The organism is Aeromonas sp. L_1B5_3, from assembly GCF_963866575.1.
GTDB classification, from domain to species: domain Bacteria; phylum Pseudomonadota; class Gammaproteobacteria; order Enterobacterales; family Aeromonadaceae; genus Aeromonas; species Aeromonas jandaei.
In genome coordinates, this window is the sequence record NZ_CAWMDN010000118.1 from 74,660 (window position 1) to 95,947 (window position 21,288).

Below are 21,288 nucleotides of genomic sequence, written 5' to 3' on the forward strand. Positions count from 1 at the left end.
CGCTGGGCCCTTTTTATCATTTGCCTGATGGCCCAGGGGACTGTGCCGGCAGTAACGCTTAGCCCAGAATGGTGGCAAGCTGCTTGCTGACCAGATCAACCGGCTGGGTGCCATCGATCTTGACGTAACGGGTATTGCCCGCCTCCGCCTCTTTGCCATAGAAGCCGATGAGCGGAGCAGTCTGCTGATGGTATACATCCAGACGCTTACGCACTGTGGTCTCTTCGTCGTCGGCACGGATCACCAGATCTTCGCCAGTCACGTCATCTTTGCCTTCCACTTTCGGCGGGTTGAACACCACGTGGTAGGTACGGCCAGAACCGGAATGAACGCGACGGCCGCTCATGCGCTTGACGATCTCTTCGTCCGGCACATCGAACTCCAGCACGAAATCAACCTTGACGCCGGCATCCTTCATGGCTTGCGCCTGAGGAATAGTGCGCGGGAAACCGTCCAACAGGAAGCCTTTGGCACAATCCGGCTGAGCGATGCGCTCCTTGACCAGACCGATGATGATGTCGTCAGAGACCAGCTGACCTGCGTCCATCACGGCTTTGGCCTTCAGACCGAGCTCGGTGCCCGCTTTGATCGCAGCACGCAGCATGTCGCCGGTGGAGATCTGGGGAATACCGTGTTTTTCCATGATGAACTGAGCCTGGGTACCTTTGCCGGCGCCCGGAGCCCCCAACAGAACAATGCGCATACACGCTCCTATTGATTGGTTATTCAAATCTTGCGAAGGCAAAAAAGTACACGGTTTCGCCCGTTTCTACAAGCTCGCGCCGCCTGAATGGCCACTTTATCGCCATAAAAAACGGTGGCACGACGCCACACAAATTGGCAGGCACACGGGAAAAGTGAGTGAAAATTCAACAGAAGTGCTGACAACAAGCTGACGGCAGGGATAAAAAAATCCCGGCTCAAAGCCGGGAATTGCGCTCAAAAGTAACTACTTGTCGCTCGTAGTAGGAACAGCGCAATAGTAGTTGGCCCCCAGTACGTCAACAACTGTCAGATGTGACAGGGAGGCCGCTATGAAACCGGAACTGGGGGTCTGGCGACGAGATAAGCTCGGCTTCCAGCTTGCCAAAGTAGGCAACCCGCTCGCTGATATCCTCCCCCGCATACTGCTCGGCCAGCGCGAGGTAATCCTGATAGTGGCGCGCCTCGGAGCGCAGCAGGGAGACGTAGAAGCGCCCCAGCTCCTCATCCAGATGGGGGGCCAGCTTGGCAAAACGCTCGCAGGAGCGCGCCTCGATATAGGCACCGACGATCATCTTGTCGACGATGGTGGCAGGCTCATGGGTGCGCACATGCTGCATCAGTTGCCGGGCATAACGAGAAGCGGTGACCGGACCATATTCGATGCCGCGGGCCTGCATGATCTCCAGCACCTGCTCGAAGTGGTGCAACTCCTCCTGAATGAGGCGCACCATGGGAAACAGCAGCGGATTGCGCTCCAGCTCGGCAAAGACCGAGCGATCAGACTCGCCCATGGTGCGCTTGCCCAGGATCTCGGCCTTCTCCGGGATAGCGTCCAGCTCGCGATAGAACTCCAGTTTAGGCAGCAGATGACGCTTGCCCTTGGGCAGGCAGTAGCGACGCACCAGACTGTGGGCGGTGAGTGCCGCCTTGGTTTCACAGTTGGCGTGATCAATAAGCAGGGTTGGCAAACGGGCCGGATCCCGCGCCATTTCCACCCACTCGTCAGGGGTTTCGCACTGCAAGAACTGGCGCACGGGGGCTAGCAGGTCATCCATCTGAACTCTCGTTAAATGCGTATGAGAAAAGTGGCCCTATGCTAGCGGATCAACCGTTGCATGCCCATATCTGGCAAAATAAGCGCTGTTTTTTCAAACAGATGCCATCTCTCCCCTTTCGCCATCTCCCAGCAAAAACAACAATGGGAGCCAAGGCTCCCATTGCGTTATGCAAACCAGTTAGAAGGAAAACGTTTAACTGCCTTCGTTAAAAATTTCCAGATTGCTGGTCCCTTCCTGCCACTCGCGCACTGCCTTGCTGTCGTCGCTGCGCAGAGCATTGAGGTGATCAAGGTAGGATTGATCCACATCGGAAGTGACATAGTGGCCATTGAATACCGAGGTCTCGAAGTGGCGCAGCTCGGGGTTGATCTCCCGCACCGCCGCTTCCAGATCTTCCAGATCCTGGAAGATGAGGCCGTCAGCGCCAATAAGCTTGCACACCTCTTCCACTTCGCGGCCGTGGGCAATCAACTCGTTGGCGGTGGGCATGTCGATGCCATAAACGTTGGGGAAGCGAATTTCCGGCGCAGCCGAGGCAAAGTAAACCTTGGCAGCCCCTGCTTCACGGGCCATCTGGATAATCTGCTCCGAGGTGGTACCCCGAACGATGGAGTCATCCACCAGCAACACCTTCTTGCCCTTGAACTCGGAGCTGATGGCGTTGAGCTTGCGGCGTACCGACTTCTTGCGCTGGGTCTGGCCCGGCATGATGAAGGTGCGGCCGATATAGCGGTTTTTCACGAAACCCTGACGGTATGGCAAATCCAGGGTATGGGCGATCTCCAGCGCCACGTCGCAGGAGGTCTCGGGGATGGGGATGACCACGTCAACATCGAGATCTTCCCACTCGCGTGCAATCTTCTGACCCAGCTTGCGACCCATATTGAGACGGGCGGCGTAGACCGACACCTTGTCGATGCACGAATCGGGACGGGCAAAATAGACATATTCGAAGATGCAGGAGCTCATCTGCGGGTTCTCCGCGCACTGCTCGGAGAAGAGCTGGCCCTGCTCGGTGATATAGATGGCCTCACCCGGCGCGATGTCACGCACCGTCTCGAAACCGATGGCATCGAGCGCCACGCTCTCGGAGGCGAGCATGTATTCCACCTGCCCCTGCTCATCCTGACGACGGCCGAGGACCAGCGGGCGAATGCCGTTGGGATCACGGAACCCGATGAGGCCGTGGCCTATCACCAGCGCCACCACGGCATAGGCACCGCGGATCTGCTGATGGGTCTTGCGCACCGCAGCGAAGATGTCCGCGGGCGCCAGCGCCATCTTGTCACAGCGGTCCAGCTCGTGAGCCAGCACGTTCAGCAGCACTTCGGAGTCCGAAGTGGTGTTGATGTGACGGCGCGCGACACGGAACTGTTGCTCCTTGAGCTCCTTGGCGTTGGTCAGGTTGCCGTTGTGGGCAAGCACGATCCCGTAAGGAGAGTTGACATAAAAAGGTTGGGCTTCTGCGGCACTGGAGCTGCCTGCGGTGGGATATCTGACATGACCGATGCCGATGTTCCCTTGCAGGCGCTGCATGTGGCGCACTTCAAACACGTCCTTGACCAAGCCATTGGCCTTGCGTTGCCGGAAGTTCCCACTGTCAATGGTCACAATCCCGGCGGCATCCTGTCCCCTGTGCTGCAACACCGTCAAGGCGTCGTAGAGGGCCTGATTGACGGGAGTGGTGCCTACTATACCGACAATACCACACATGTATTTGCTACCTCGAAGTCGCTATACCTGTTTAAGAAAACTCGAAGAGTTCAGCATGAACCCGAAAAACCACTGGATCACCGGCTTGAACTCCGGCACCAGCTTGGATGCCGCCCACCAGTCGCTCTGGGAGAGGCTGGTGAAGGTATCCATGAAAAAAAGCAGGGCACTGACGATCAGTACCCCGCGAATTGCGCCGAAGCAGACCCCGAGCACCCGATCGGTACCGGAGAGCCCCGTCTTGTCCACCAGCAGACCCACCACGTAGTTCACCACGCTGCCCAGGATCAGGGTTGCCACGAACAGGGCCGCAATGGCCAGACCGTTGCGCACCAGCGCATCGGAGAAAGAGGTAAAATAGGCGGCGAGATCAGGATAGAAGTGGCTGGCAATAAAGAAGGCAACGAACCAGGTGACGAGAGACATGGCCTCTTTGACGAAGCCGCGCACCAGGCTGATGAGTGCAGAAAAACCGACGATGCCGATGATGGCGTAATCAATCCAGACCATAGAAAAAGATGTCCTGCGAAATTGCGGCGCAGTCTAACAAAAACGATTGCGCAATGCTTGATAAAATTGTGTTACATGTTCAAAGAGGCGCCGGAAACGCAGATTTATTCACGATAAAAACGGTTGACCGGCGCCAGAATGCACAACGCCATGGCATGGCCATGGCGTTGTCGTCTGCAACGAGCGCTTACCCGATGTGGGTCAGGCCACCCATGTAGGATTGCAGCGCAGCCGGGATGGCGATACGGCCATCCGCCTGCTGGTAGTTCTCGATCACGGCGACCAGAGTACGGCCTACAGCCAGACCGGAGCCATTCAGGGTGTGAATGAGCTGCGGCTTGCCATCGACACGCACGCGAGCCTGCATGCGGCGCGCCTGGAAGTCGGTGCAGTTGGAGACAGAGGAGATCTCGCGGTAGGTGTTCTGGGCCGGCAGCCACACTTCCAGATCGTAGGTCTTGGCTGCACAGAAGCCCATGTCACCGGTAGAGAGCGCCATCACGCGATACGGCAGCTCCAGCAGTTGCAGCACCTTCTCGGCATGACCCACCATCTCTTCCAGCGCTTCCCAGGATTTCTCCGGGTGAACCAGCTGCACCATTTCGACCTTGTCGAACTGGTGCATACGGATGAGGCCACGGGTATCACGACCGTAAGAGCCCGCTTCGGAACGGAAGCACGGGCTGTGAGCGGTCATCTTGATCGGCAGTTCCTGCTCTTCGAAGATCTCGTCGCGAGCCATGTTGGTGAGCGGCACTTCAGAAGTCGGGATCAGGGAGAACTTGCGCACCTTGCCCTCTTCTTCCCCTTCGCCGTCAATACCGGTATTGAACAGATCCTGGGAGAACTTCGGCAGCTGGCCGGTACCGTACAGGCTGTCCGGATTGACCAGATAAGGCACGTAGCACTCGGTGTAACCGTGCTGCAGGGTGTGCAGATCCAGCATGAACTGGGCCAGGGCGCGGTGCAGACGGGCAATCTGGCCCTTCATCACCACGAAACGGGAACCGGAGAGCTTGACGCCGTTTTTGAAATCTACGCCCTTGGCCGCTTCACCGAGATCGATGTGATCGCGTACCGGGAAGTCGAAGTGACGCGGGGTACCCCAGCGGCGCACTTCCACGTTGTCGTTTTCGTCACGACCAACCGGGGTGGTTTCGCTCGGCAGGTTGGGGATGGCATCGGCAATGGTTTTCAGCTCCGCCAGCAGGGCATCCAGCTCAACCTTGCTGGTCTCCAGCTCGTCGTTGATCTTGGTCACTTCAGCCTTCAGCGGAGCAACATCTTCACCGCGACGGGCAGCCTCACCGATGGACTTGGAGCGGGCGTTGCGCTCGGCCTGCAGCTCCTGAGTACGGGACTGCAGATCCTTGCGCTTCTCTTCCAGAGCATTGACAGCCGCTACGTCAAGAGCGTAGCCACGTGTCGCCAGACGAGCGGCAGCTTCGTCGATGTCGCTGCGCAGATATTTGGGATCCAGCATGGGTTACCTACTTTTTGTAAAAGGGATCTGGGCCTGAGTCATCATGACGGGCGGGAAAACAGATCCGGAAGTTAACATCGGTTGGCGCCCCCGTCGTTTTGAGAGTCAGGCCTTCGAAATCAAGAAGATGGTATCAGGCCGAAACCAACGGGGTCAGAGGGGCAGTGTAGCAGACCGCCCCCCTGCCCGAACAGGGACTATTTGGGTCGTTTTTGCCAACTTGTGGGGTCAAACACCCCAATTATTCCGGTGTCTGACCAATTTTCATTCTGCTGGCCAAAGTGGGGGACTATCGGCCCCGTTTTTGCGGGCTCTGTCGATCGAGCTCATGCAGATAATCGAGCTTCTGGCCGATCTGCTTTTCAAGGCCACGATCAGTCGGCTGATAGTACTGCTTGCCGGCAAGCTCGGGCGGGAAATACTCCTCGCCTGCGGCATAAGCACCCGGTTCGTCGTGGGCGTAACGGTACTCGGCGCCATAGCCCAGATCGCTCATCAGCCGGGTCGGTGCGTTACGCAGGTGCACCGGCACCTCGAAGTCAGGCAGGTTTTTGGCATCATTGAGCGCAGCCTTCCAGGCGGTGTAGACCGCATTGCTCTTGGGCGCACAGGCAAGGTAGACGATCGCCTGGGCGATGGCCCGCTCCCCTTCCGCCGGCCCGATGCGGTGGAAACAATCCCAGGCAGATAGCGCCACCTGCATGGCACGCGGATCGGCATTGCCCACATCTTCCGAGGCAATCGCCAGCAAGCGGCGGGCAATATAGAGCGGATCGCAGCCGGCACTCACCATACGGGCATACCAGTAAAGCGCCGCATCCGGCGCCGAGCCGCGAATGGATTTGTGTACTGCCGAGATGAGGTCGTAGAAGTGATCCCCCCCCTTGTCGAAGCGGGCCACATGTTCCCCCGCCACGGCGGCAAGCAGCGCGCTGTCGATAAGCTTGTGGCCGCTGCCATCGAGCTCGGCCATGTCAGCCAGCAGCTCCAGATAGTTGAGGGACTTGCGCCCGTCGCCATCTACCGCCTTGGCCAGTGCCTCCTTGACGCCGGGGGCAAAGGCAAGGGCCGGATCATTGAGACCGCGGGGATCCTGCATCGCCTGATCGATCATGGCGAGGATATCCTCCTCCTCCAGTCGCTTGAGCAGATAGATCCGGGCCCGGGAGAGCAGCGCGTTGTTGAGTTCGAACGAAGGGTTCTCGGTAGTAGCACCGATGAAGGTGATGGTGCCATCTTCGATGTGGGGCAGAAACACATCCTGCTGGCTCTTGTTGAAACGGTGTACTTCATCCACGAAGAGGATGGTGCGCACTCCGCGCCAGCTGTTCTCTTTGGCCTTGTCGATGGCGGCGCGGATCTCCTTGATGCCGGAGGTCACCGCCGAGAGTCGCTCCACTTCCGCCTGACAGTAGTGAGCCATCAGCTCCGCCAACGTGGTCTTGCCGGTCCCGGGTGGTCCCCACAGGATCATCGAGTGGCAGTGACCCGCCAGGATCGCTTTGCGCAGGGGCTTGTCAGGCCCCAGAATATGCTGCTGACCTATGTACTGATCGAGGTTTTGCGGCCGCATTCGGGCCGCCAGCGGACGAAAGTCCGACGAGAAATCCAGCGAGAGATTGCTCATCAGCGCTGATCATCCAGCTCGACCCCCTTCGGGATCTTGAAGACAAATTCGTTACCCTTGAGCACCGGCTTGCGGTTGAAGTTATTGAGGGTAAATTCGGTCCACTGCCCCTGTGCCTCTTTCACATCGAAGCGGCTGATGTTGTTGTCGCGATCGAAGGTGACGCGGAAGGAGGCGATAAGCTCGCTCGGATCACGGCTGGTGACTGTGTAGACATCACCCTGCTGGGTCACGTCATAGTTCTTCCACAGCTTGTCGTCATTGCCGGTGATGAGCACGAAGGGAGTGTTGAGCACCGCATCCTTCAATTTAAGGGCGGTCACCTGCTCGACGAAGGGGTCATATACCCAGACATCCTTGCCATCGGCCACGATCAGGCTCTCGTCAGGCGCCGTGGTATGCCAGTTGAAATGGTTGGGACGCTGTACCACCAGATCGCCGCTGGCGCGCTGCAGCTCCTTGCCCTTGCTGTCGTAGACAGTCTGGGAAAACTTGGCGGAGAAGAGGCTGACACTGGCCAGCTTCTGCTTGAGATCGCTGGCCGCGTCAGCCCACACCTGGCTGCTGGCAACCAGCAGCATGGATCCGATCAACAGCTGTTTTTTCATCATGCTTTTCATAACGACCATCTCGATAAAAGGCCACGCCCGTGAGGGGCATGGCCAGGATAACAGTAAAAGGGTGGGCCTTAGTCCCGCACCGGCGGCGGCGCCAGCACATCGCGCTGACCGTTGCCACCCGGGGCGCTCACAATGCCCTGATTTTCCATCTGCTCGATGAGACGAGCTGCCCGGTTGTAACCAATCTTGAACTTGCGCTGCACACTGGAGGTCGAGCCACGGCGCGACTCCACCACGAAGGCGACCGCTTCGTCAAACAGGGGGTCGAGCTCTTCATCGTCACTACCGCCATATTCGCCGCTGCCACCTTCACCGCCAGATTCGCCGGAAAGGATCTCGTCGATGTAGTTCGGCTCGCCGCGCAGTTTCCAGTCCGCCACCACCTTGTGTACCTCGTGGTCATCGACAAAGGCGCCGTGCACCCGGGTCGGGTTGGAAGTACCGGCCGGCATGTAGAGCATGTCACCCATGCCGAGCAGAGATTCGGCGCCGCCCTGATCGATGATGGTACGGGAGTCGATCTTGCTCGACACCTGGAACGAGATACGGGTCGGGATGTTGGCCTTGATAAGACCGGTGATGACATCCACCGACGGACGCTGGGTCGCAAGGATAAGGTGAATACCGGCCGCCCGCGCTTTCTGGGCGATACGGGCAATGAGCTCTTCCACCTTCTTGCCGACGATCATCATCATGTCGGCAAACTCGTCCACCACCACCACGATATGGGGCAGCTTCTCCAGCTCCGGCGGCGTCTGATCCATGGAGTCGCCCGGACGCCACAGCGGATCCAGCAGGGGATCCCCCTCCTCGATAGCCGCCAGCACTTTGTCGTTGTAGCCCTTGAGGTTGCGCACCCCGACCGCCGACATCAGTTTGTAGCGACGCTCCATCTCGCCCACACACCAGCGCAGGGCGTTGGCGGCATCCTTCATGTCGGTCACTACCTCGGTCAGGAGGTGCGGGATCCCTTCGTAGACCGACAATTCCAGCATCTTGGGGTCGATCATGATGAAGCGCAGATCGTCCGGCGAAGATTTGTAGAGCATGGAGATGATCATGGTGTTCACCCCCACCGACTTACCGGAACCCGTGGTACCGGCCACCAGGAGGTGCGGCATCTTGGCGAGGTTCACCACCACCGGCTCACCGGCGATATCCTGACCCAGGCCCATGGTGAGTGGGTTGCGGCTATCGCGGAACGCATCGCAGTCGAGGGTCTCGCGCAGGTAGACGGTCTGGCGCACCCGGTTGGGCAGCTCGATACCGACATAGGTTTTGCCCGGGATCACCTCGACCACCCGCACGCTGCTGGCCGACAGAGAGCGTGCCAGATCGCGCGAAAGGTTGGTGATCTTGCTCGCCTTCATGCCAGGCGCCAGATCCAGTTCAAAACGGGTGATAACCGGGCCCGGATAGACGCCGACCACCTTGGCCTGCACGTTGTAATCGGCAAGCTTGGCCTCCACCAGACGACCCATCCGGTCCAGCTCATCCTTGCTCATCATCTGGGTCTTGGCAGGCGGACGATCCAGCAGCTCAAGGCTCGGCAGCGGCGGCAGGTTGGCCTGAACGCGGCGTTTGGGCTTGGTCGGCATGGCGACGACTGGGGCAACCGGTGCATCCTCGCCCTCAGCCCACGGTAGGTCGAGATCTTCGTCGTCCTCATCATCGGCGACGGCAAGGGCGCTCTGGCGACGAGTGCTGGCAGGGGCTGGCCGTTTGGCCTTGACCACTGGCGCGGGTTCGTCGTCCTCATCATCAAACTGCGGGTCAAACTCGAAGGTGTCATCGTCCAGTTCAGGCAACCACTCCTCCTTGGAGCCTTTCTGGTTTTTGCCCTTGGCGCGGCGACCCCAGTTACTGTGGGGATCGTCCTCATCCTCTTCATCGAGTTCGATGGCGCCCACGCCCCCTTCAAGCAGGGGATCCGGTCCCTCAACGCGAGGCTGACGCCAGCCGCCGGTCAACCAGCGACCCAGAGTGCCCGGGAAGTGGTAGATGGCACTGACGGAGCCGGTGCAGGCGGCACCGATGCGCTCGACGATGGTGAGCCAAGACCAACCGGTAAACAGGGTGATGCCGGTCGCCACGAAGCAGAGCAACATCAGGTTGGCACCCACCCCGCCAAACAGCGGTACCACAGCGGAGGCGATGACATCCCCCACCAGGCCACCGGCGGAGAAGTTCTGCAGATCATTGAAGTTCATGCTGGCGATGGCCGACATGCCGAGCACGGTCAGGATAAAGCCGATGATCCGCACCCCGAGGGTGAGGTAATCCACATCGAGCAGACGGCTTGGCCGCCAGAAGAGACTCCAGCCCAACAGCACCACCAGCGGCGGAACCAGATAGGAGAAGGCACCAAAGGTAAACATGGTGATATCGGCAAGCCAGGCGCCTGCGCTGCCGGCGAGGTTCTTGACCTCCCCTTCCCACGAGGTCTGGGACCAACCGGGATCGGCGGGATGATAGGACAACAGGGCAAGCAGAAGATAAGCGGCCATCAGGGTGATGGCGATCAAGACGGCTTCGAAGATCCGTTGTGTACCTGATAAAGGAGTAAACAGCTTTTTATCGGCCAAACTCCGGCTCCTTTCTGAAAACATGTAATGCAGGAAATAAGGGGGCCTAGTATCCCCGAAAAGCCCATCGATTGTCAGCCTGTGCCTGATGGGACGGGGCCATATTTGCAATCATCTTTACAAGAAGAAACGAGCGGACCGGCCGCTCGTTTCTGACTGTCGCAGTGTCTCATATGGAAAAGATACCACGGCATAATCTGCTTTATCGGGTGCTGATCACCAGACGGCTGCTCTGCTTGACCTCCTCCATCACCACATAGGTGCGGGTGTCATTGACCCCCGGCAAGCGCAGCAGGGTCTCACCCAGCAGGCGGCGATAAGCCGACATGTCGCTTACCCGGGTCTTGAGCAGATAGTCGAAATCACCCGAGACCAGATGGCACTCCTGGATCTCCTCAAGCACCTGAACAGCCTTGTTGAACTGTTCAAACACATCGGGGGCTCCACGGTTGAGGGTAATTTCCACAAAGACCAGCAGAGACGCATCCAGATAATGAGGGTTCAGAATCGCGGCATACCCTTCGATATAGCCTTGTCGCTCGAGGCGACGAACCCGTTCCAGACACGGTGTAGGACTCAGGCCAACTCGTTTGGACAACTCAACATTCGAGATCCTGCCATCCTTTTGCAGTTCATTGAGAATGTTGCGGTCAATCCTGTCCAAATCCTTTAGCCGACTCTTAGCTTCCATCATTTTATTCCATCCTTTGGCTATTTTTTGGTAAGAATCACCATTCATTTTATAATTATGGTCACAAATCCTGTCAATACCTGAATATACTAGGCGCAAATGTTGGTTAACATTTTGGCAACATGAAACACCAATCGATAGACGAGGGATAGCATGATTATCGGTGTACCTAAAGAGATAAAAAACCATGAATATCGCGTAGGCATGGTTCCGGCCAGTGTACGTGAACTGACAGCACGAAACCATACTGTTTTCGTCCAAAGCGGTGCCGGAAACGGGATTGGCTTTAGCGATGCAGATTATACGGCTGCTGGTGCCGAAATTTTGGCCTCTGCCGCCGAGGTTTTCGCCAAGGCAGAGATGATCGTCAAGGTCAAGGAGCCCCAGCCTGTCGAGTGTGCCATGTTGCGACCGGGTCAGACCCTGTTTACCTACCTCCATCTGGCACCTGATCTGCCACAAACCGAGGCCTTGCTGAAAAGTGGTGCCATCTGTATCGCCTACGAGACCGTCACCGACGGCCGTGGTGGTCTGCCCCTGCTGGCCCCAATGTCAGAAGTTGCGGGTCGCATGTCCATTCAGGCGGGCGCCCAGGCGCTGGAGAAATCCCGTGGCGGTAGCGGCATGCTGCTGGGCGGCGTACCCGGTGTCGAACCGGCCAAGGTGGTGATCATCGGTGGTGGCGTGGTTGGCTCCAACGCAGCCCGCATGGCCATCGGCATGCGCGCCGACGTGACCATCCTCGACAACAACGTCGATACCCTGCGCCGTCTCGACAACGAGTTTCAGGGGGCGGCCAAAGTGGTCTACTCCAACAGCGAAAGTCTGGAACGCCATCTGCTGGCGGCCGATCTGGTCATCGGCGGCGTGCTGGTACCGGGCGCCACTGCGCCAAAACTTGTCAGCCGTGACCACATTGCGCGCATGAAGCCGGGCTCGGCTATCGTCGATGTGGCTATCGATCAGGGTGGCTGCGTGGCGACCTCGCACCCCACTACCCACGAAGATCCCACCTTCATCGTCGATGACGTGGTGCACTACTGCGTGGCCAACATGCCGGGGGCAGTGGCACGTACCTCGACCGTGGCACTCAATAACGCCACCCTCCCCTTCATCATCAAGCTGGCCCAACAAGGGTATCGTCAGGCACTGCTGAGCGATACCAACCTGCTGCACGGTCTCAACGTGATGGGGGGCAAGCTCACCTGCAAGGAGGTCGCCGTGGCTCATGGCCTTGCCTACACGGATCCCCTGACCCTGCTGAACTGATCTGCTCTGGCCTGCGCCAGTTGAAGATGAGTGAAAATCCGCCCGCGATGGGCGGTTTTTTTATCTCTTTTTTAGTGCTCGGCAAAACCGTGCGCTGATGCGGGAAGGCGATTGAAACAATCGACTCACTGGCCTTTGACCCCGGATCACGAATTACCTACAATCGCGCAAACTCATCACGTCTCGGAAATCACATCATGAGCCAAGTCACTCACAGCAAACTGCTGATCCTGGGCTCCGGCCCGGCCGGTTACACCGCAGCCGTCTACGCCGCCCGCGCCAACCTCAATCCCCTGCTCATTACCGGTATGCAACAAGGTGGCCAACTGACCACCACCACCGAGGTAGAGAACTGGCCCGGCGATCCGGAAGGCCTGACCGGCCCGGCCCTGATGGAGCGCATGAAAACTCATGCAGAGAAGTTCGATACGCGCATTCTGTTTGATCACATCAACAGCGTCGAACTGACCCAGCGCCCGTTCCGCCTCAAGGGCGACAACGGCGAATACACCTGCGATGCCCTGATCATCGCGACCGGCGCCTCCGCCAAATATCTGGGCCTGCCTTCTGAAGAAGCCTTCAAGGGTCGCGGCGTCTCCGCCTGCGCCACCTGCGACGGTTTCTTCTACCGCAATCAGGAAGTGGCCGTGATCGGCGGCGGCAACACTGCCGTGGAAGAGGCGCTCTATCTGGCCAACATCGCCAAAAAGGTGCACCTCATTCACCGCCGCGACGAGTTCCGCGCCGAGAAAATCCTGATCAAGCGTCTGCACGACAAGGTCGAGAGCGGCAACATCGTGCTGCACACTCACCAGACCTTGGACGAAGTGCTGGGCGATCAGATGGGAGTCACCGGTGTGCGCCTGCGTAACACCCAGGACAACAGCACCAGCGAGCTGCCGTTGATGGGCGTCTTCATTGCCATCGGCCATCAGCCCAACACCCAGATCTTTGATGGCCAGCTGGAGATGCAAAACGGCTATCTGAAAGTACGTGGCGGCCTCGACGGTTTTGCCACCCAGACCAGCATTGAAGGTGTCTTCGCGGCCGGCGATGTGGCTGACCACAACTACCGCCAGGCCATCACCTCTGCCGGTACCGGCTGCATGGCTGCCCTCGATGCAGAACGCTATCTTGATGCGCAATAAATAAGCGCATATGTGATATAAGGCATACCAGTCGGTATGCCTTTTTTATTTGAAGGAGTCTAATGAAACAGAAGATATTGATTGTCGAAGATAGCCTGACGATCCGCCGTATGCTGACCCAGGCGATAGCCCAGCAGACCGGCCTTGAGATTGACGCCTTTGATACCCTCGAAGGTGCCCGTCACTGTCGGGGAGATGAGTATGTGGTCGCCCTGGTGGATCTGACCTTGCCGGACGCACCTCGCGGAGAAGCGGTCAGCGTGCTGCTGGAGCGCGGCTTGCCGGTGGTGATCCTCACCGCCGATATCAGCGAGGATAAACGTGCGGCCTGGCTGGAAACCGGCGTACTGGACTATGTGATGAAGGATTCGCGCCACTCGCTGCAATATGCGGTCAGCCTGGTGCACCGCCTCTATCTCAACCAGTCCATCGAAGTGCTGGTCGTCGATGATTCGCGCACCTCCCGCCACCGCACCATGGCCCAGTTGCGCAAGCAATTGCTGCAGGTGCACGAGGCGAGTCACGCGCGCGAAGCGATGGCGATGCTGGAGCAATACCCCGGCATCCGGCTGGCACTGGTCGACTACTATATGCCGGAAATCGATGGCATCAGTCTGGTGCGGATGCTGAGAGAGCGTTACAGCAAACAGCAGCTGGCGATTATCGGGATCTCGGTCTCGGACAAGCGCGGTCTCTCCGCTCGCTACCTGAAACAGGGGGCCAACGACTTTCTCAACCAGCCGTTCGAGCCGGAAGAGCTGCAGTGTCGGGTCAGCCACAATCTGGAGGCGCTCGAGCAGTTCAACAGCATTCAGGAGTCGGCCAATCGCGACTACCTGACCGGTCTTTACAACCGGCGCTACTGGTTCAACGAAGGGCAGAAATGGTTCGAGGAGCATCAGCGGCTGCAGAGTACGCTTTCACTCTGCGTGCTCGATGTGGATCACTTCAAGCAGGTCAATGATCACTGGGGCCATGCCATCGGCGATCAGCTGCTCTGCCATCTGACCCGCCAACTGACCCAGTTCTTCCCCGATGCCATGATCGCCCGCTTTGGCGGCGAGGAGTTTGCCCTGATGGTGCCCCACTGCACCGTCCCCGTGCTGCTCAAACGGCTGGAAGGGTTGCGTCAGCAGTTGCGCCAGCACCCCTTGTCACCGGATGTTCCGCTCTTTGTTCGCGACAGCTATGGTGTGGTCAGTGTCGGGCGGGTATCCATGGACGAGGCGCTGAGCGAAGCGGATCGGCTCCTGTATCAGGCCAAGAACACCGGCCGTGACAAGATAGTCTCGCAAGAGAACGACATCTAGTTTCCTGCGCAGTCCCGTGTATTACCGCCCGCAAGACTTTCTGCCAACCGGAAAGTCTGCGGGTTATCTCCCTCTCTACATCTCTTCCAGCTGTCGGCTTAAAACGTCTTGTCAACTCGCACACCGTCATCAAAATAGAGAATGCGTACTTTATCGCCGCTGCTGAATACCATGGCGGGGTCATAATCCTGGATCACATTGACCAGCCCGTTCTGCTCGTTGCGAATAAGCAGCTCGACCAGCTTGTTCTCCACTACCGTGTCGCCTGACTGATACTGCTGAGCCGCAGCGGCCCCGGCAAGCGCCCCGACGGCGGTGGCAATTTCACGGCCATGGCCGCCACCAAACTGGTTGCCAAGCAAGCCGCCCAGTACTGCCCCACCCAGTGTTTTCCAGCCGGAACGCTCCGACTCCAGGATCTGGCGCTGAGTAATATTGCGCACCGTTTCGACCTGGCCAAACACCACCTGATTGACCGGGCGAGCCGTGTTGCGCTGGTAAACCTCGGCCCCTGCGGGCGCAGTGACAAAGCAGAGCAAGCTGGATACTATCAGGATAATGGCCTTCATCTACGAACCTCGTTGCCTTATGTCTCGCTATCTCACTCAACTGGATGATGAGCTCTGCTGGTTTCCCGACCCCTCGCATGCCCTGGAAGAGCCCAACGGTTTGCTGGCGATCGGCGGGGATCTCTCCCCTGCCAGATTACTGGCAGCTTACCACAAGGGGATCTTCCCGTGGAACGAACCCCACCAGCCGACCCTGTGGTGGTCACCGGATCCGCGCGGTGTGATCCGCCCTGATGAGCTGCATGTTGGGCGCACCTTGCAGAAGATTATCCGCCGAACCCCATTCGATATTTCCGTCAATCGCGCCTTTAATGAGGTAATCAATGCCTGCGCCGCGCCTCGTCGCACAACCGATGGCACCTGGATCAGTCAACCCATGATCGAAGCCTACCAACGGCTGCACCGTCTGGGCCACGCTCATTCGGTCGAGATCTGGCAAGAGGGAAAACTGCAAGCGGGCCTTTACGGTCTGTCGATTGGCCGGTTGTTCTGTGGCGAGTCCATGTTCAGCCATATCGATAACGGCGCCAAGCTGGCCATGGTGGCACTTTGTCGCCACTTTGCCCGGCACGGAGGCGCCCTTGTCGACTGCCAGATGCAGAATCCGTTTCTGGCCACGCTGGGCATTGAGGAGTGGCCAAGAGCGCGCTTTTTGGCAGAACTGGCGCAACTGAGCCGCCAATCGCTATTGGATTCATGCTGGCAAGAGGGAGAGATCCGCTTATGACCGAAGAAGTGATCCTCAAGGTTGGGCTAACCCCCAAGCATCCCTGCAGTTATCTGGATCATGAGCAGGAGCAGTTGCTGGTTCTGATGGATCACAACTTGCTCAACGCCCACGGTTACGAACGCCTGCTGACCGCCGGATTTCGCCGCAGTGGCAACGACATCTATCGTCCTCACTGCCCCGCCTGTCATGCCTGTCAATCCCTGCGTATTCACAGCGAGCACTTCAGGCAAAGCCGGGGACAAAAGCGCATCCGCCAGCTCAACAGGGATATCGATATCGTCCTGAGCTACGATGACAAGCCCGAGTATTACCAGCTATATGAACGCTATATCAGTGAGCGTCATCAGGATGGCAGCATGTATCCCCCCAACCGCAAACAGTACCGCGGTTTTCTCCATTGCGACTGGATGCCGCCCCTCTATCTGGAAATGAGAAAGGAGGGTCGCCTTATTGGCGTAGCTACTACGGATCTGCTGCCCCACTCCCTCAGCGCCATGTATACCTTCTTCGACCCCGATTATGCCGACCGCTCGCTCGGCACCTTTGCCATTCTGAGTCAGCTTGATCTGGCTAGGCGTACCGGACGAAGCTGGCTCTATCTCGGCTATCTGGTTGAGGCGTGCCGCAAGATGAATTACAAGCGCAATTACCTCCCTCACGAGGTGCTCATTCATGGAGAATGGAAAAATATCGACGGCAAGCCCGAGTAAACTTTACACATAGCCTTAAATCCGGCATGATCCAGCGGTTTTTTGTTGTGGCTTATCAAGAGGATTCAATGGCTAAAGAAGACAGTATTGAGATGCAGGGCACTATTCTCGAAACCCTGCCCAATACCATGTTCCGTGTGGAACTGGAGAATGGTCACGTGGTTATCGCTCATATTTCCGGCAAGATGCGCAAAAACTACATTCGTATCCTGACTGGAGACAAAGTAACGGTAGCACTGACTCCCTACGATCTCTCCAAGGGACGTATTGTTTTCCGCTCTCGCTAAGCCAGGAATTCAGCAAAAAACCCCAACCTTTCGGTTGGGGTTTTTTGTCGTTTTCTAATTACGGTTACTTAGTGGGAAACAGCTTCAACATTGACCTGAAAATCAAAGCTGAGGCTGTCATTTACCAACTCAACCTTCACAATTCCCCCATCAACCAGTGAGCCGAACAGGATCTCGTTAGCCAACGGTTTCTTGAGGTGCTCCTGAATAACCCGGCCCATAGGTCTGGCTCCCATGGCTCTGTCATACCCCTTCTCGGCCAACCAGTGACGGGCACGCTCGGATACTTCCAGAGATACCCCTTTCGCATCCAGCTGCACCTGCAACTCAACGATGAACTTGTCGACCACCTGGTGGATCACTGTCATGTCGAGATGGTTGAACCAGATGGTGTGATCAAGCCGGTTACGGAACTCTGGACTGAAGGTCTTGTTGATCACCGCCATGGCATCGTGACTCAGATCCTGCTGCTGAAAACCAATCGACTTACGCTGGGTCTCCTGCACACCGGCGTTGGTAGTCATTACCAGAATGACATTGCGAAAATCCGCCTTGCGCCCGTTATTGTCAGTCAAGGTACCGTTGTCCATCACCTGCAACAGCAGGTTGAATACGTCCGGGTGCGCCTTCTCAATTTCGTCAAGCAACACGACGGAATGAGGGTGCTTGATCACCGCATCAGTCAGTAAACCACCCTGCTCGAAACCAACATATCCGGGAGGCGCACCAATCAGACGGGAGACGGTGTGACGCTCCATATACTCGGACATGTCAAAGCGCAGCATCTCCACACCCAGCGCCTTGCCAAGCTGCTGGGTAACTTCGGTCTTGCCCACCCCGGTCGGGCCGGCAAAGAGGAAGCAACCTACCGGGCGACGCTCGTTACCCAAACCTGAGCGCGATAGGCGGATGGCATCTGTCAGCACCTCGATGGCCTTGTCCTGACCAAAGACCACCATCTTCAGATTGCGCTCCAGGTTCTTCAGTACCTCTTTGTCAGAAGAGGAGACCGATTTTTCCGGAATGCGGGCGATCTTGGCGACGATTGCTTCAATCTCCTGCACGTTGATCACTTTCTTGCGCTTGCTCGCCGGCAGCAACCGCTGGCCAGCCCCCGCCTCATCGATCACGTCGATTGCCTTGTCCGGCAAGTGACGATCGTTTATGTACTTGGCGGACAGCTCTGCCGCTGCGCGAATCGCCTTGGCGGTATAACGCACTCCATGGTGAGCCTCGTAGCGGCTCTTGAGGCCCATCAGGATACGAGTAGTGTCATCCACGGTCGGCTCGGTGATATCGATCTTCTGGAAACGACGAGCCAAAGCGCGGTCTTTTTCAAAGATCTGGGCATATTCCTGATAGGTAGTGGAGCCGACACAACGGAGCAAACCATTGGAGAGCAGCGGTTTGATAAGGTTTGCTGCATCCAGCTGGCCACCTGACGCAGCACCTGCACCGATGATAGTGTGGATCTCGTCGATAAAGAGGATGGCCCCTTCCTGACGCTCAATCTGCTTGAGCAATACCTTAAGGCGTTTCTCGAAATCGCCGCGGTATTTGGTTCCTGCCAGCAGAGAGCCCATATCCAGCGAGTAGATGGTGCTACCGGCAATCACCTCGGGCACATCGCCTTTGACGATACGGTAAGCCAGACCTTCCGCAATGGCAGTCTTGCCCACACCCGCCTCACCCACCAGCAGCGGATTGTTCTTGCGGCGGCGGCAGAGTACCTGGATGGTACGATTAAGCTCCTGATCACGACCAATAAGCGGGTCGATGCGCCCTTCCAGCACCAGCTGGTTCAGGTTGGTTGCAAAGCTCTCGATCTGGGCCGCTGAAACATCATCGTCAGATTCCGGATTGTTATTGCTGACATCCGGTTTGCTGTCCTTGCGCACCCCGTGGGAGAGGAAGTTAACCACATCGAGGCGGCTGATCTCGGCTTTTTTCAAGAAGTAAGCGGCCTGAGACTCCTGCTCGCTGAAGATGGCGACCAGTACATTGGCACCACTGACTTCGGTATTGCCGGAGGATTGCACATGAAAGACGGCACGTTGCAGTACGCGCTGGAAGCCCAAGGTCGGCTGGGTTTCACGATCTTCGTCATCGCGCGGAATAAGCGGGGTTGTTTGAGTGATGAATGCGCGGATCTCCTTGCGCATCTGCTCGACATCGGCACCACAGGAGCTCAGCGCCTCATGGGCTGAGCTGTTATCCAGAAGGGCTAACAACAGGTGCTCGACAGTCATGAATTCGTGGCGCTCGTCACGAGCCAGTTTGAAAGCCTCGTTCAGCGTCTTTTCCAGATCTTTATTCAACATAGGCACCTCCCCTAGTACAGCTACAATGTGGTGTCACACTCGCCATCAAGTCATCAGATTCAAGCCTTTTCCATAGTGCATAGCAGTGGATGTTCGTTGTTACGTGCATAGGTGTTGACCTGGACAACCTTGGTTTCGGCGATCTCTGCGGTAAACATGCCGCAGACACCCTTACCACTATAATGCACACTCAGCATGACCTGAGTCGCCTTGTCCAAATCCATACCAAAGAACTTTTGCAGCACCTCCACCACGAACTCCATCGGGGTGTAGTCATCGTTGTTCAACACAACTTTATACATGGGTGGCGGCTGCAGCTTTGTTTTCTCTGCTTCTGCAATCTCTTCATTAGCAAAGAGTTCTTTCTGCTTGCTCATAATCGCGCTTTGGTACCTCTAGATTACTACCGTCTCACACAAGCTTGTCAATAGACTTGTTAACCAGATCACATCAGTTGTTAACAACTCCTTGACTCGCTCAAAAGTTAGACTAGATTGGTTACTTGCTAATCTGCGCCCGTCTGCTATGGGCTCATGTCCCTAGTTATAATGGGCTGGCGCAGGTTACTCAACGACTTCTGGGTAATCAATAAAAGGATGTAGAAGTATGGCAACCGGCACAGTTAAGTGGTTTAACAACGCAAAAGGATTTGGGTTTATCTGTCCGGAAGGGGGTGGTGAAGATATCTTTGCTCACTACTCCACCATTCAAATGGAGGGCTACAAGACCCTGAAAGCGGGTCAGGCTGTCCACTTTGAACTGCAACAGGGGCCGAAAGGAAATCACGCCTCCGTCATTGTGCCGAACGAAGCACAAAATATATAAACGAAAACCCGTTGGATAAATAAAAAACCGGTTCCTCTCTGAGCAACCGGTTTTTTATTTTCATTTATGTGACTCGCCTGGCATTAGCCACGCACGCACCATTGTCACGCTTTAGTCATGGTACTCATTACAGGCTATCAGGGTATTTTCCATCAGACTGGCCACCGTCATGGGGCCAACACCACCGGGAACCGGAGTGATGAAAGAGGCATGACTGCGCGCCGTTTCAAACTCCACGTCCCCGACCAGCGAACCATCCGCAAGACGGTTGATACCCACATCGATAACCAGCGCCCCCGGCTTGATCCACTCTCCGGGAATAAAATTGGGTTTGCCGACCGCCACTACCAGCAAATCTGCACGGCGAACCTGATCCTCAAGATCCCGGGTAAAACGGTGACAAGTCGTTGTAGTGCAGCCCGCCAGCAGCAATTCGAGGGTCATGGGACGCCCGACGATATTGGAAGCACCGACCACAACGGCATGCAAACCATGGGTTTTAACACCGGTGGTTTCAATCAGCGTCATGATCCCTTTCGGGGTGCAGGGACGCAGCGCCGGAATACGCTGTGCAAGACGGCCAACGTTGTACGGATGAAAACCGTCTACGTCCTTGTCAGGGAGGATCCGCTCCAGCACCAGAGTGGTATCGAAGTGATCCGGCAGCGGCAATTGAACGAGGATCCCGTCGACGGTCGGGTCATCATTCAGCTGATCGATCAGCGCCAACAACTCATCCTGACTTGCAGTAGCACTCAGGTCATATGAGCGAGAGTGAAAACCGACCTCTTCACAAGCCCGACGCTTGCTGCCGACATAAACCTGAGAGGCAGGATCTGCCCCCACCAGAATGACTGCCAGCCCTGGAGCCCGTTTCCCTGCTGCCAACCGCTGTTGGACCTGTGCCGCGACCTGGCTGCGAATCGTTTGCGCAACCTGTTTTCCATCTATGATTTTGGCAGACATCGTTCTCCACTCACCATGTGTTCAACTGCCGCGCATTGTCGCATTTTTTTAGCCGGGATGTTAGCGTCCAAGAGAGGTCTGGCCTGCAACGGGCAATAAGTAGGCACTTGAATTTACTGGGGGAAAAATACGTTGACGCTGGCTCTTTTGCTTGGTTATGA

The 21,288-nt window shown here is 57.1% G+C and carries 20 protein-coding genes; 7 read left to right on the forward strand and 13 right to left on the reverse strand.

Features of this window, described 5'->3' with window-relative positions; all coding sequences use genetic code 11:
- Nucleotides 1-58: 58 nt before the first annotated feature.
- From adk to lrp, 9 genes are all read right to left on the reverse strand, one after another.
- Nucleotides 59-703 (reverse strand): adenylate kinase, encoded by a 645-nt coding sequence (gene adk, locus AACR93_RS14110; RefSeq protein ID WP_043851073.1) that lies wholly within the window; start codon nt 701-703, stop codon nt 59-61.
- Nucleotides 704-1,001: 298 nt separating this feature from the next.
- Nucleotides 1,002-1,760 (reverse strand): tRNA isopentenyl-2-thiomethyl-A-37 hydroxylase MiaE, encoded by a 759-nt coding sequence (gene miaE / locus AACR93_RS14115; RefSeq protein WP_043851074.1) that lies wholly within the window; start codon nt 1,758-1,760, stop codon nt 1,002-1,004.
- A 195-nt stretch (nt 1,761-1,955) separates the two neighbouring features.
- Nucleotides 1,956-3,476: an amidophosphoribosyltransferase gene (gene purF / locus AACR93_RS14120; RefSeq protein ID WP_033115175.1), complete on the reverse strand. Its 1,521-nt coding sequence runs from the start codon at nt 3,474-3,476 to the stop codon at nt 1,956-1,958.
- 21 nt (nt 3,477-3,497) lie between these two features.
- Nucleotides 3,498-3,986, reverse strand: coding sequence for a CvpA family protein (locus AACR93_RS14125; RefSeq protein WP_033115174.1), 489 nt, complete (start codon nt 3,984-3,986; stop codon nt 3,498-3,500).
- A 187-nt stretch (nt 3,987-4,173) separates the two neighbouring features.
- Nucleotides 4,174-5,469, reverse strand: coding sequence for a serine--tRNA ligase (serS, locus tag AACR93_RS14130; RefSeq protein ID WP_017785405.1), 1,296 nt, complete (start codon nt 5,467-5,469; stop codon nt 4,174-4,176).
- Between the two features lie 289 nt (nt 5,470-5,758).
- Entirely contained in the window at nt 5,759-7,096 is a 1,338-nt protein-coding gene (locus tag AACR93_RS14135; protein WP_043851075.1) for a replication-associated recombination protein A, read from the reverse strand.
- Nucleotides 7,096-7,704 carry an outer membrane lipoprotein chaperone LolA gene (lolA, locus tag AACR93_RS14140; protein ID WP_033115213.1) on the reverse strand — a complete coding sequence of 203 codons (609 nt, stop codon included), beginning with the start codon at nt 7,702-7,704 and terminating at the stop codon, nt 7,096-7,098. Before lolA ends, AACR93_RS14135 begins: the two co-directional genes overlap by 1 nt.
- A gap of 80 nt (nt 7,705-7,784) precedes the next feature.
- The gene (locus tag AACR93_RS14145; RefSeq protein ID WP_043851076.1) at nt 7,785-10,301 is read right to left on the reverse strand and encodes a DNA translocase FtsK; all 2,517 of its coding nucleotides are present in this window, start codon (nt 10,299-10,301) and stop codon (nt 7,785-7,787) included.
- A gap of 202 nt (nt 10,302-10,503) precedes the next feature.
- On the reverse strand, nt 10,504-10,995 hold the full coding sequence (gene lrp, locus AACR93_RS14150; protein WP_005300047.1) for a leucine-responsive transcriptional regulator Lrp: 492 nt from the start codon (nt 10,993-10,995) through the stop codon (nt 10,504-10,506).
- Between the two features lie 150 nt (nt 10,996-11,145).
- On the opposite strand from lrp, the gene ald reads away from it, so the two are divergent.
- The 3 genes from ald to AACR93_RS14165 all read left to right on the forward strand — a co-directional run bounded on the left by ald (nt 11,146) and on the right by AACR93_RS14165 (nt 14,719).
- Nucleotides 11,146-12,261: an alanine dehydrogenase gene (ald, locus tag AACR93_RS14155; protein WP_043851077.1), complete on the forward strand. Its 1,116-nt coding sequence runs from the start codon at nt 11,146-11,148 to the stop codon at nt 12,259-12,261.
- Nucleotides 12,262-12,458: 197 nt separating this feature from the next.
- The gene (gene trxB, locus AACR93_RS14160; RefSeq protein ID WP_041207482.1) at nt 12,459-13,409 is read left to right on the forward strand and encodes a thioredoxin-disulfide reductase; all 951 of its coding nucleotides are present in this window, start codon (nt 12,459-12,461) and stop codon (nt 13,407-13,409) included.
- Nucleotides 13,410-13,471: 62 nt separating this feature from the next.
- Nucleotides 13,472-14,719 (forward strand): diguanylate cyclase, encoded by a 1,248-nt coding sequence (locus tag AACR93_RS14165; RefSeq protein WP_043851078.1) that lies wholly within the window; start codon nt 13,472-13,474, stop codon nt 14,717-14,719.
- A 98-nt stretch (nt 14,720-14,817) separates the two neighbouring features.
- Here AACR93_RS14165 and AACR93_RS14170 read toward each other — a convergent pair whose 3' ends face one another.
- On the reverse strand, nt 14,818-15,288 hold the full coding sequence (locus AACR93_RS14170; protein ID WP_043851079.1) for an outer membrane lipoprotein: 471 nt from the start codon (nt 15,286-15,288) through the stop codon (nt 14,818-14,820).
- Nucleotides 15,289-15,307: 19 nt separating this feature from the next.
- On the opposite strand from AACR93_RS14170, the gene aat reads away from it, so the two are divergent.
- The 3 genes from aat to infA all read left to right on the forward strand — a co-directional run bounded on the left by aat (nt 15,308) and on the right by infA (nt 17,015).
- Entirely contained in the window at nt 15,308-16,015 is a 708-nt protein-coding gene (gene aat, locus AACR93_RS14175) for a leucyl/phenylalanyl-tRNA--protein transferase (RefSeq protein WP_043851080.1), read from the forward strand.
- Nucleotides 16,012-16,728 carry an arginyltransferase gene (locus tag AACR93_RS14180; RefSeq protein WP_043851081.1) on the forward strand — a complete coding sequence of 239 codons (717 nt, stop codon included), beginning with the start codon at nt 16,012-16,014 and terminating at the stop codon, nt 16,726-16,728. The genes aat and AACR93_RS14180 overlap by 4 nt, the downstream gene beginning before the upstream one ends.
- A gap of 68 nt (nt 16,729-16,796) precedes the next feature.
- Nucleotides 16,797-17,015: a translation initiation factor IF-1 gene (infA, locus tag AACR93_RS14185; RefSeq protein WP_005300033.1), complete on the forward strand. Its 219-nt coding sequence runs from the start codon at nt 16,797-16,799 to the stop codon at nt 17,013-17,015.
- 68 nt (nt 17,016-17,083) lie between these two features.
- On the opposite strand, the gene clpA is transcribed toward infA, so the two are convergent.
- Together clpA and clpS are read right to left on the reverse strand one after the other, a co-directional pair.
- Entirely contained in the window at nt 17,084-19,336 is a 2,253-nt protein-coding gene (clpA, locus tag AACR93_RS14190; protein ID WP_033115165.1) for an ATP-dependent Clp protease ATP-binding subunit ClpA, read from the reverse strand.
- A 59-nt stretch (nt 19,337-19,395) separates the two neighbouring features.
- On the reverse strand, nt 19,396-19,713 hold the full coding sequence (clpS, locus tag AACR93_RS14195; RefSeq protein WP_005337111.1) for an ATP-dependent Clp protease adapter ClpS: 318 nt from the start codon (nt 19,711-19,713) through the stop codon (nt 19,396-19,398).
- Nucleotides 19,714-19,942: 229 nt separating this feature from the next.
- Here clpS and cspD point away from each other — a divergent pair, with 229 nt between their 5' ends.
- The gene (cspD, locus tag AACR93_RS14200; protein ID WP_033115164.1) at nt 19,943-20,161 is read left to right on the forward strand and encodes a cold shock-like protein CspD; all 219 of its coding nucleotides are present in this window, start codon (nt 19,943-19,945) and stop codon (nt 20,159-20,161) included.
- Nucleotides 20,162-20,272: 111 nt separating this feature from the next.
- Here the strand turns inward: cspD and folD are convergent, their stop codons facing one another.
- The gene (gene folD, locus AACR93_RS14205; protein ID WP_043851082.1) at nt 20,273-21,127 is read right to left on the reverse strand and encodes a bifunctional methylenetetrahydrofolate dehydrogenase/methenyltetrahydrofolate cyclohydrolase FolD; all 855 of its coding nucleotides are present in this window, start codon (nt 21,125-21,127) and stop codon (nt 20,273-20,275) included.
- Between the last annotated feature and the right edge of the window lie 161 nt (nt 21,128-21,288).